Annotated in this window: 10 protein-coding genes; 3 read left to right on the top strand and 7 right to left on the bottom strand. The window is 75.7% G+C overall.

From position 1 onward, the window contains the following. Positions 1-21 precede the first annotated feature (21 nt). Positions 22-624 (bottom strand): hypothetical protein, encoded by a 603-nt coding sequence (locus ACWEO5_RS36780; protein ID WP_452166449.1) that lies wholly within the window; start codon positions 622-624, stop codon positions 22-24. On the opposite strand from ACWEO5_RS36780, the gene ACWEO5_RS36775 reads away from it, so the two are divergent. Then, a complete protein-coding gene (locus ACWEO5_RS36775; RefSeq protein ID WP_452166448.1) occupies positions 623-1,291 on the top strand; it encodes a hypothetical protein in 669 nt (222 codons plus the stop codon). The two genes, ACWEO5_RS36780 and ACWEO5_RS36775, sit on opposite strands and share 2 nt — an antisense overlap. Positions 1,292-1,348: 57 nt before the next feature. Here the strand turns inward: ACWEO5_RS36775 and ACWEO5_RS36770 are convergent, their stop codons facing one another. Beyond that, positions 1,349-2,116 carry a GntR family transcriptional regulator gene (locus tag ACWEO5_RS36770; protein ID WP_344557063.1) on the bottom strand — a complete coding sequence of 256 codons (768 nt, stop codon included), beginning with the start codon at positions 2,114-2,116 and terminating at the stop codon, positions 1,349-1,351. A gap of 274 nt (positions 2,117-2,390) precedes the next feature. Between ACWEO5_RS36770 and ACWEO5_RS36765 the strand changes: the two genes are divergently transcribed. Further along, positions 2,391-3,887 (top strand): alkaline phosphatase family protein, encoded by a 1,497-nt coding sequence (locus ACWEO5_RS36765; protein ID WP_452166447.1) that lies wholly within the window; start codon positions 2,391-2,393, stop codon positions 3,885-3,887. A 46-nt stretch (positions 3,888-3,933) separates the two neighbouring features. On the opposite strand, the gene ACWEO5_RS36760 is transcribed toward ACWEO5_RS36765, so the two are convergent. Further along, the gene (locus tag ACWEO5_RS36760; protein ID WP_344557061.1) at positions 3,934-5,106 is read right to left on the bottom strand and encodes an 8-amino-7-oxononanoate synthase; all 1,173 of its coding nucleotides are present in this window, start codon (positions 5,104-5,106) and stop codon (positions 3,934-3,936) included. 118 nt (positions 5,107-5,224) lie between these two features. Between ACWEO5_RS36760 and ACWEO5_RS36755 the strand changes: the two genes are divergently transcribed. Beyond that, positions 5,225-6,058, top strand: a complete 834-nt coding sequence (locus ACWEO5_RS36755) for an HAD family hydrolase (protein WP_452166446.1) — start codon at positions 5,225-5,227, stop codon at positions 6,056-6,058. Here the strand turns inward: ACWEO5_RS36755 and infA are convergent. The 4 genes from infA to ACWEO5_RS36735 form a co-directional block, all read right to left on the bottom strand. Then, the gene (infA, locus tag ACWEO5_RS36750; RefSeq protein ID WP_014140224.1) at positions 6,046-6,270 is read right to left on the bottom strand and encodes a translation initiation factor IF-1; all 225 of its coding nucleotides are present in this window, start codon (positions 6,268-6,270) and stop codon (positions 6,046-6,048) included. The genes ACWEO5_RS36755 and infA overlap by 13 nt on opposite strands. A gap of 50 nt (positions 6,271-6,320) precedes the next feature. After that, the gene (locus tag ACWEO5_RS36745; RefSeq protein WP_452166445.1) at positions 6,321-7,076 is read right to left on the bottom strand and encodes a GNAT family N-acetyltransferase; all 756 of its coding nucleotides are present in this window, start codon (positions 7,074-7,076) and stop codon (positions 6,321-6,323) included. Positions 7,077-7,216: 140 nt separating this feature from the next. Beyond that, a complete protein-coding gene (locus ACWEO5_RS36740) occupies positions 7,217-7,648 on the bottom strand; it encodes a hypothetical protein (RefSeq protein WP_452166444.1) in 432 nt (143 codons plus the stop codon). An 874-nt stretch (positions 7,649-8,522) separates the two neighbouring features. Further along, complete coding sequence (locus ACWEO5_RS36735; protein ID WP_452166443.1) at positions 8,523-8,927, bottom strand: hypothetical protein; 405 nt, start codon at positions 8,925-8,927, stop codon at positions 8,523-8,525. Between the last annotated feature and the right edge of the window lie 437 nt (positions 8,928-9,364).

Genomic DNA, 9,364 nt, shown 5'->3' with positions numbered 1-9,364 from the left:
GGCGGGCGCGCGAGCCCCGCGTCACGCCCCGGCGGAGCGCCCCGCCGTGCCTCTCCCCGGCTCCCCTCCGGCCCTTGGCCCCTCATTGGCCTCGAACGGCCAGGTCCGCAGGGCGAGTTCGGCGGCCCGCTCCAGGGTGGCGCGGTCGGCGCCGTCGCGGGGCTGGGCGGAGGTGCCCCGGATGACGGCGGCGGAGGAGCCGGCCGGGCCGTCCGCCCCCTCCCGGGCCCGGGGCGGGAGCAGGCCGGTGACGGCGAGGATCTTGGCCGCGACGGCGTGCTCGGTGCCCTCGCGGCGGGCCCGCAGCTCCTCGCGGACCTCCCGGGCGGCGTCGCCGGTGCTGGTCGCGCCGTCGAGCAGGGAGCAGCCCGGCGGACGGGCCCGGGCCGGGTCGGCGTACCCGGCGGCGGTGCTCGGCGGCGCCCCGGCGGCGGTGCGCCGGAGCGCTGCGGTGATCCGGCCGTCCTCGCCCTTCCGGGCGGGCCCGCGAGGCGTTCCGGACCGGGCCCGCCCGCCGGGGGCCGCGTTCGGCCAGGCGACCGTCGCGCTCCCGGTCCGCGCGGGCGCCGGGGCTTCGGGGCCACCGCCCGGCCGGGCCGGGGGCGGCTGTAGCGTGCTGGCCATGGTGAACGGCACGGCAGTGGGCGGTACGGCGACGAACGGGCCGGCGGCGCGGACGGCGGCCCCCGGGGCGGTGGTCCTGGTCCTGGCGGCGGCGGCGGCCGGCGGGTGGGGGTTCGGGGCGGCGGCGGACGGGGCGTCGTGGGCGGACGGGCTGCGCGGGGCGTTGCGCGGGGACGGGCTGGCGGTGTTCGCCGGTTACGGAACGGCGGTGCTGGCGGGGAGCCTACTGCGGACGGTGACGCCGAAGTACCGTTCGCGTCCGGTGGGCGCGGTGTGGGCGGGGGCGGCGCTGGCGCTGCTGTTCGGCGCGCTGGTGGCGCTGCTGGCCTGGCCGGTCGCGGAGATCGCGCCCGCCTCGTCCCACGACCCGGTCTCCCGGCGGGATCCTGGCTTCCTCTACCCGCTGTGGCTGGCCTCCACGCTGCTGGCGCCCGCGCTGGCCACGGCGGGCGTGCGGATGGGCCTGCCGCTGGCCCCGCAGCGCGCCGCCGCGTCCGGCGCATCCAGTGCGTCCAGCGCGTCCAGCGCATCCGGCGCGGAGGCCGCGGGCCCGGCGGCACCGCGCCCGCGACTGCCCGCCGAGGACACCGTGCGGCGCGGGGTGCTGCGCGGACTGGCCTGGGGTGCGCCGCTGTTGGTGCTCCTGCTGCTGGTGTCGGCGCTCTGAGTCGACCGGGGCGGCGGAACCGGCGGGGCGACCGGGGTGGCGGGGCGGCGGGGCCGGTCAGTCGGTGGTGGGCGCGGTCAGGTCGAGGGTGAAGCTGAACCGGTCGCCCCGGTAGAGGGTGCGGACGAGTTCCAGCGGGCGGCCGTCGGCGTCCCGGCTGCGGCGGTGCAGCAGCAGCATCGGCAGGGCGGGCGGGGTGCCGATCAGCAGGGCTTCGCGCGGGGTGGCGAGCACGGTCTCGATCCGCTCCTCGGCTCCGGCGAGGTGGACGCCGCGTTCGCGCAGGTGGCCGTAGAGCGATCCGGCCGGGTCGAACTCGGTGGCCAGTCCGGGGACGCGGGCCACCGGTAGGTAGGTGGACTCCAGGCCGACGCGCTCCTCGTCGGCGCGCAGCACGCGTTCGAGGTGCCAGAGCGGTTCGCCGGGCGGGACGGCGAGGCGTTCGGCCAGTGCGGGGTCGGCGGGCTGCCGGTCCAGGGCGATCAGGGTGCGGCCGGGGCGCAGACCCCGGCGGGTGACGCCCTCGGTGTAGCTGGCCAGCGACAGCGGCTGTTCGATCTTGGCCTCGGCCACCACCGTGCCGCGGCCCTGGCGGCGCAGCCGGCCTTCGAGCAGCAGTTCGCGCAGGGCCTGGCGGACGGTGGCGCGGGCGACGCCGTAGCGTTCGGCCAGGTCGGCCTCGGTGGGGAGTCGTCCGCCCGGGCCCAGTTCGCCGACGAGTCCTTCGAGCCGGGTCTTGACCAGGTAGTACTTGGGCACCCGGCCGTGCTCGGGGACGCCCGACCGGGCGGGGGCGAGGGGGGCGCGGGGGGTGCCGTGGTTCACCGCGCCAGGGTACCGAGCGGCCCGCGCCCGTCCGTCCCGCCCTCCCCCGCCGTTCCTGCGCCCCTCCTCGGCCCGCCCGTTCGGGGTGCTTCCGGGGCGCCGACGAACCATCACGGATCGATAACCGGTCTGGACTGAATTTTGACGCTTGTTCATACAACCGTGGACTCGGTGCGGGTTCGCCGCTGCCCGCCCGGCCCATCCTCGGTTGCCGGTGCAACCGCACCGTGTCGCTTTCCCGTTGGGAGCCCCCGTGCGCAACTCCCGTTCCACCATGGCCCTTTCCCTCTCCGCCGCGGCCGTCGTCGCGGCCGCGCTGGTACCGCTGGGCGGCTCGTCCGCGGTGGCCGCCACCGGCGCGTACAACGGCCTGCCGAACGGCAGCAAGCAGGCCAAGACGCTGGTGATCGGCATCGACGGCACCCGGTACGACAAGCTGCTGGCGGCGGACGCGCCGAACCTGAAGGCGCTGATCGCCTCGGGCACCACGGCGACCTCCGACCTGTACGCGAACCCGCTGGCGCCGACCCTTTCCGGGCCGGGCTGGTCGACCATCGCGACGGGCGTGTGGCCGGACAAGCACAAGGTGCTGGACAACAACTTCACCGGTTCGCGCTTCGACCTGTACCCGGACTACGCGAGCCGGCTGGAGAGCGCCGACCCGGCGAACTCGACGCTGGTGATCGGCTCCTGGAACCCGATCACCGCGAACGTCTTCAACGGCACGGCCGACCTGCGGATCCCGGAGAGCGAGAACGACGCCAAGACCGCCTCGGACGCCGCCGACTACCTGGCGCACGGCAACCCGGACTCGGTGTTCCTGCACTTCGACGAGGTGGACGAGGCCGGGCACTCGTACGGCGGCGCGTCCAGCCAGTACCTGGCGGCGATCCACGGCGCGGACGGGCTGGTCGGCCAGGTGCTGACCGCGCTGAAGTCCCGCGCCACGTACGCCTCGGAGGACTGGCTGATCGTGGTCACCACCGACCACGGCCACACCGACGCGGGCGGCCACGGCGGCAACAGCGCCAACGAGCGGCAGACCTGGATGGTCCTGGGCGGCCGGGGTTACGCCGCCGGGGCGCACCGCTACGACGTGAAGCCAGTGGACATCGCGCCGACCGTGCTCAAGCACCAGGGCGCGCCGATCGACCCGGCCTGGGGCCTGGACGGCAGGCCGGTGGACGAGATCGTGCCGGACGAGTTCGACGCGCTGCGCCCGAGCCTGCAGACCCGGGTGGACGAGACCGGCATCGGCTCGACGATCAAGGGCTTCACCCACACCCCGCCGGCCGGCTGGTCGATCGACAACTCGCGGATGCCCACCGGCGGCGTCACCGAGTGGCGCGGCTGGGCGTTCGCCACCGACGAGTTCTGGACGGCGGCCCAGCTGGGCCAGAGCCGGGAGACCAACGTCCGGGCCCGCAACGTGTTCGCGGTCGCCGACTCCGACGAGTGGGACGACAAGTCGCACGGCACCGGCCAGTTCGACTCGACGCTGGTCAGCCCTGCCTACTCGGTGGCGGGCCGCACCCGCGGCACGCTGTCCTTCGCGACCGACTACAAGGTCGACGGCCCGCAGACCGGCGACGTGTACGTGTCCTTCGACGGCGGCGCCGCGCAGCTGGTGAAGTCCTACCGGGCCGACCTGAACACGGTGGAGCACCTGGAGGTGGCCGTCCCGGCGGGGGCCTCGACGGCCCGGTTCCAGTTCCGCTACACCGGCACCAACTCGGCGTTCTGGACGGTCGACCAGGTCGTCTTCGGCTGAACCGGCCCCCTGGTCCGGGCGGGCGGCCCCGCCCGCCCGGCACCGCTCAGCGGGTCTTGAGCACCACCTGCACCGCGAAGGCGACCTGGTCGGCCGTCAGGTCGGCGCGGGCGGTGAGCCGCAGGCGCGGGACGCCGTCGGGGACGGACGGGGGGCGGAAGCAGCCGACGGCCAGCCCCTCGTCCCGGCAGGCGGCGGCCCAGCGCACGGCGTGCTCGGGGTCGTCGGCGCGGACCGAGACCACGGCGCCGTCGGGGGCGGAGGCGTCCAGGCCGGATTCGGCGAGCCGGTCGGCGAGTTCGCGGGCCACCCGCAGGGCGTCGGCGGCCCGGCCGGGTTCGGCCCGCAGCAGGCGCAGCGCGCCCAGGGCTGCGCCGACGGCGGCGGGGGCGAGGCCGGTGTCGAAGATGAAGGTGCGGGCCGCGGAGACCAGGTGGCGGACGACCCGTTCGGGGCCGAGGACGACGCCGCCCTGGGAGCCGAGGGACTTGGAGAGCGTCGCGGTGGCGACCACGTCGGGCTGCCCGGCGATGCCCGCGGCGGCTCCGGCGCCCGCGCCGCCGGGACCGAGCACGCCCAGGCCGTGCGCGTCGTCGATGACCAGCGCGGCGCCGTGCGCGCGGGCGGCGGCGAGGTGTCCGGCGAGCGGGGCGGCGTTGCCGTCGACGGAGAACACCGAGTCGGTGACCACCAGGGCGCGGGGTTCGCTGCGGGCGGCGAGGGCTTCGCGCACCGCGGCGGGGTCGCAGTGCGCGGCGCGGGCGACCCGGCCCCGGGCGAGGCGGCAGCCGTCGATCAGCGAGGCGTGGTTGTGGGCGTCGGAGACGATCAGGGTGTCCGGTCCGGCGAGCGCGGTGAGCACGGCGAGGTTGGCGGTGTACCCGGAGGAGAACACCAGCGCGGCCTGGTAGCCGCAGAACTCGGCGAGTTCGCGTTCCAGCGCGGTGTGCGCCTCGGTGGTGCCGGTGACCAGCCGGGATCCGGTCGCGCCGCCGCCCCAGCGGAGCGCGGCCCCGGCGGCGGCAGCGGTGACGGCGGGGTGCCGGGTCAGGCCGAGGTAGTCGTTGGAGGCCAGGTCGAGCACCGGGTCCTCGGCGGGCCGGCTGCGCAACCGCCTGGTCAGCCCGGCCGCGTCACGGACGGCCGCGGCCTCGTCCAGCCAGTCGAACACCCGCTCCGGAGCCGCTTCCGCTCCGCTGACCTGCGCGTCTGCCACCATGCCCGGCACTCTTCCACCCGGCGCGCGACCGGGGCAACGCGCACCGCCCCGATGTGCGGTGTCCCACACTCCGGCGCTTCGGCGGGCGGGCGTCCGGTCGGCCCGGCAGACTCCGGCAATGGATGCTCTCCACCGCCCCTCGTACCTGCTGTTCGACTTCTTCGGCACCCTGGTGGACTACTCGCCCAGCCGCACCGAGCAGGGCTACCCGCGCTCGCACGCCCTGCTGCGGGAGTTCGGCGCCGCCCTGGACTACGACGGCTTCCTGTCCGCCTGGTCGGCCACCACCGCGCGGTTCGACCGGGAGACGGCGGCGGACGAGCGCGAGTTCTCGATGGACGAGGTGGCCGCCGCGTTCCTCGCCGGGGCGCTGCCCGCCGCGCCGACGGGCGCTCAGGTGGCGGGGTTCGTGACCGCGTACCTGGCGGAGTGGGGCAGCGCGATCCGGCCCTTCGAGGGCGTCGCCGAGCTGCTGCGCGAACTGTCCGGACAGTGCCGGCTGGCGGTGGTCTCCAACACCCACAGCCCGACCATGGTGCCCGACCTGCTGGCCCGGCTGGGCGTGCTGGAACTGATGGACGCCGTGGTGCTGTCGGTGGACACCGGGCACCGCAAGCCGCACCCGTCGATCTACCGCACCGCCCTGGAGCGCCTCGGTCTCTCCCCCGCCGACGCCTGGTTCATCGGCGACTCCGCCGGCCCCGACTACCACGGCCCGCGCCGCGCGGGCATCCCCGCCCTGCTGGTCGACCCGGCCGGCACCGCCGACGTCCCGCCGGCGCACCGCATCCGCTCCGTGCACGCCGTACCGGCCCTGCTGGCCGCGCTCCCGGCCCGGCCGTCCGCCCGGCCGTCCGCCCGGCCGGGAGCGCGCCCGCGCCCCGCTGCCGGCGGGGACGCGGCAGCGGGGCGGGCCGGAGGGACGGGCCTGACCCGGGGTCAGTTGCGGTAGCGGAACAGGATGCGGCCCCTGGTCAGGTCGTACGGGCTGAGTTCGACCAGGACGCGGTCGAACGGGAGGATCTTGATGTAGTTCTTGCGGATCTTTCCGCTGATGTGGGCGAGTACCTGGTGGCCGTTCTGCAGTTCCACCTTGAAGGTGGCGTTCCGCAGGCACTCAAGGACGGTGCCCTCAAGCTCAAGGCCCTTCGCGACACGTGGCAAGGGATCTCGATTCTTCGACGGGAAAGGGGACGGAGGAGCGGGGTTCGCGGTCAGGGGTGGATCAGGTGCAGGAGGCGGCCGGTCCGTTCGGCGCCGAGGCCCTCCAGCAGGGCGGTGGCGGCGGTGCGGGAGCGGTCCACCTCGGCCCGGGCGGTGCCGGTCCCGGCTTCGTGCAGGACGTGCAGGGCGTGGGCCAGCAGGGAGCGGCCGATCCCCTGCCGCTGGTGGGCGGCGCGGACGGCGAGCAGGCCGACCCGGGCGGGACCGCGACCGCGGCGGACCACCCGGACCAGGCCCGCGTACCGGCCTTCGTGGACGGCGACGGCGTACAGGGACGGGTCGATCAGAGTGTCCCCCGGCGGGCCGGGTCGAACCTCCGCGGGCATGCTGTACCAACCCGAGGACGCCTCGACCTCGGCCCGGATCTGCCGGTCCAGCAGCCGCAGTTCGGCCTCGTCGGCCGTTCCGGCGGGCAGGATCGTGACCCCGGGGGCGGGGTGCCCGTCCCGCCCCGCAGTGGACAGCTCGTACTCCCACTCCTGCCGTTCGGGGACGAACCCGGCCCGCTCCCAGTGGGCGGCGAGCGCGGTGTCGCCCCCCGCGATCAGGGTGCGGAGCGGGGCGGGCAGGGCGGCGAGCATCGCGGTGGCCAGCGGCGCGAAGGCCGCGTCGTCCCACACGTCGATGCTCACGAAGCGGCGCCCGTCGGGGCGCTGGGAGAAGTCGCCGTGGCCGACGACCACGTCATCGGTCACGGCCTGCCACTGGGTCTCGTCGACCCGGGTGATCTGCACGGTGGTGTTCATCGGCTTTCGCCTTTCAGGAGTGCTTGCGTTCTCACGCGGGCGCTCCCGACGACACCTGTGTCAGTCGTTACACCGTGGGGGAAAGGGGGAGCACCCGCCTCGATCCAGCTCTCATGGGGAACTCACCTCCTCGTTTCCGTTCACGGCGATCCGAACAGTAGCAACCCGCCGCCGCCCGTCCAACCCATTTTTTTTCCGTACTTCCCGGCCCGGGCCCACCGGCCGCGGTCCCACCCGCCGGCCCTCGCGGCGCGGCGGCGCAGCCGCTTGCAGGCGGTGCCCCTGCCGAGGCTGGTGAGGGAGCGCAGGAGGGCCCGGGGGAACTCGCTGGCGTAGCCGTTGAGGGCCCGGAAGTGCGGGGCGGCCAGGGCGTGTTCCCCGGCGAGGCCGAAGACGGCCGCGAAGTAGCCGTGCGCCTCGACCGAGCGGCGGACGCCGCGGAAACCGGGGTGGAGCACGGACTCCCGCGCGGCACCGGCCAGTTCGTCCCGGACCTCGGGACGGCGCAGGTGGGCCGGGTCCTTCTCGCCGCCGACGCTGAGCCGGCGTTCGAGGTGGGCCTGGGCCAGCACGACCGGGTTGAGGCTCCCTGACTCCGCCCGGGTTGAGGCTCCCTGACTCCACGACGAGGCGGCACTGCCGGGCGAAGGTGGACGCCTCGTCCCAGGGGCCGCCCCACTTGGACAGCAGTTGTTGGAGCAACCGGGACTGCGCGACGTAGTCGTGCGGGTCGTGGGCGGCCAGCCTCAGGTGGTGGTCCCCGGTCCGGTCGGCGCCCTGCTGGAGGCCGCGGGAGACGTTCAGCCGCAGCCGCCGGGCGTCGGTGTTGCCCGGGTCCTCGGAGACGACCCGGCCGAGGAGCCTGTCGACGATGCCGAGACGCCGGTGGAAGGCCGCGAAGCCCTCCGCCGAGACGTCCTTGGCCAGGCCGCCGCCGCGGGCCTCCCACGCCAGGTGGATGTAGTGGCCGCCCTGCAGCACCCGTGGCAACGTGCTGCCGGGGCGCGCGTCCGCCGTCCACTGGAGGAACCCTCCGGCCTCCGGGGTCTCGGCGACGACCTCGATCGCGGTGGCCCGGTCGGCCGGATCGGCCGGGTCGGCCGGGTCGGCCGACGCCGCGAAGAACGCCTCCACTTCCTCCCAGCGCGAGTGCCGGACGGAGTCGCGCAGCGCGGCCAGGTCGGGGAAGGCGACCAGCAGGTCGAACTCGGGCGACCGGACGGGAGGAGCGGCGGGTATCCGCGGCGGGAGGGTCGGCGTCCGGGCATCGTAGCGATCGCACCCGAACCGGCACCGACGCCCCCGGGGCGCCCGGTGGACGGCGCCGGGAGCGGCCTTCCCCCTCAGCCCGGACGACCGCGGCTCCCCTGCCGCACACCGTAGTTGGCGGACAGTTCGGCGACGTAGGCGCGGCGTAGGCGTCGGGGACGTGCCGGCCGCGGAAGGTCACCGGCAGCCAGTGCGCCAGCGCGTCGGCCGCGCCGAGGCAAGGCCCGTACCGGAGGCTCCAGTCGTCCCGGGTGCCCCGTGCGGGAGGCCCCGCAGGACGGCGACCTCCGGGTCGCGTTCGCCCCAGCGCCCCCAGCGACCGGAGGGGTCGGAGGGGCCGGTCAGCGCGACGACCCGGGCCGCGACGGTGACCGACTCCACGGGATCCCGGCCCACGTCGAACCCGACCTCCGCCCAGTAGTCGTCCGCCGTGGCGTCGACGGACAGCGACAGCACCGGTTCCGCGACGCCCGCCCCCTCGACCACGAGCAGGTCGACCTGCCGGTCGCCGTGCGACCTGGCCAGCGCGACGAGCGCCGGCCAGGCGTCCGGGGTGAGCAGCACGTCGAACTCGCAGAACACCGCCTCGTCCGCGAGCCCCCGGAAGACCTGCGCGGGCAGCCTGGCCCCGAGGTCGAAGACGACGGCGGCCCGCCCCCGAACGGCCTCCGACCCGGCCCCGGCCCCGGGTCCGGGGCCGGGGAACGCCTCCCCGGCGCCCGGCCCGGTGCGGAGCGGATGCGAGCGTTCATGAGCGGGAGGGCAGCCGACGCACCGGACGGGAGGTCACCGTTCGCCGCCTGCACCGAACGGCCGCGCCGAGGTCCGGGGAACTCCTCGCGGGTCAGGGAGGCGACCGGAAGCTCCTGTGCCCGGGGAGCGCACTACGGCGCAGCCCCGCAGGTGGTCGGCCGGGCCGCGCCCGCTAGTGCCGCGTCAGGCGACCTTTGCCGTGAAGGAGCGGCGTCCGGTGCGTGCTATCGGCGTGCCGGCCGGAAGCCCTCGTACTGGATGTACTT

It is taken from the genome of Kitasatospora sp. NPDC004272, from assembly GCF_053603035.1.
Note: the sequence above shows the minus strand (reverse complement) of the source record. Positions and strands in the feature narration are given on the sequence as shown.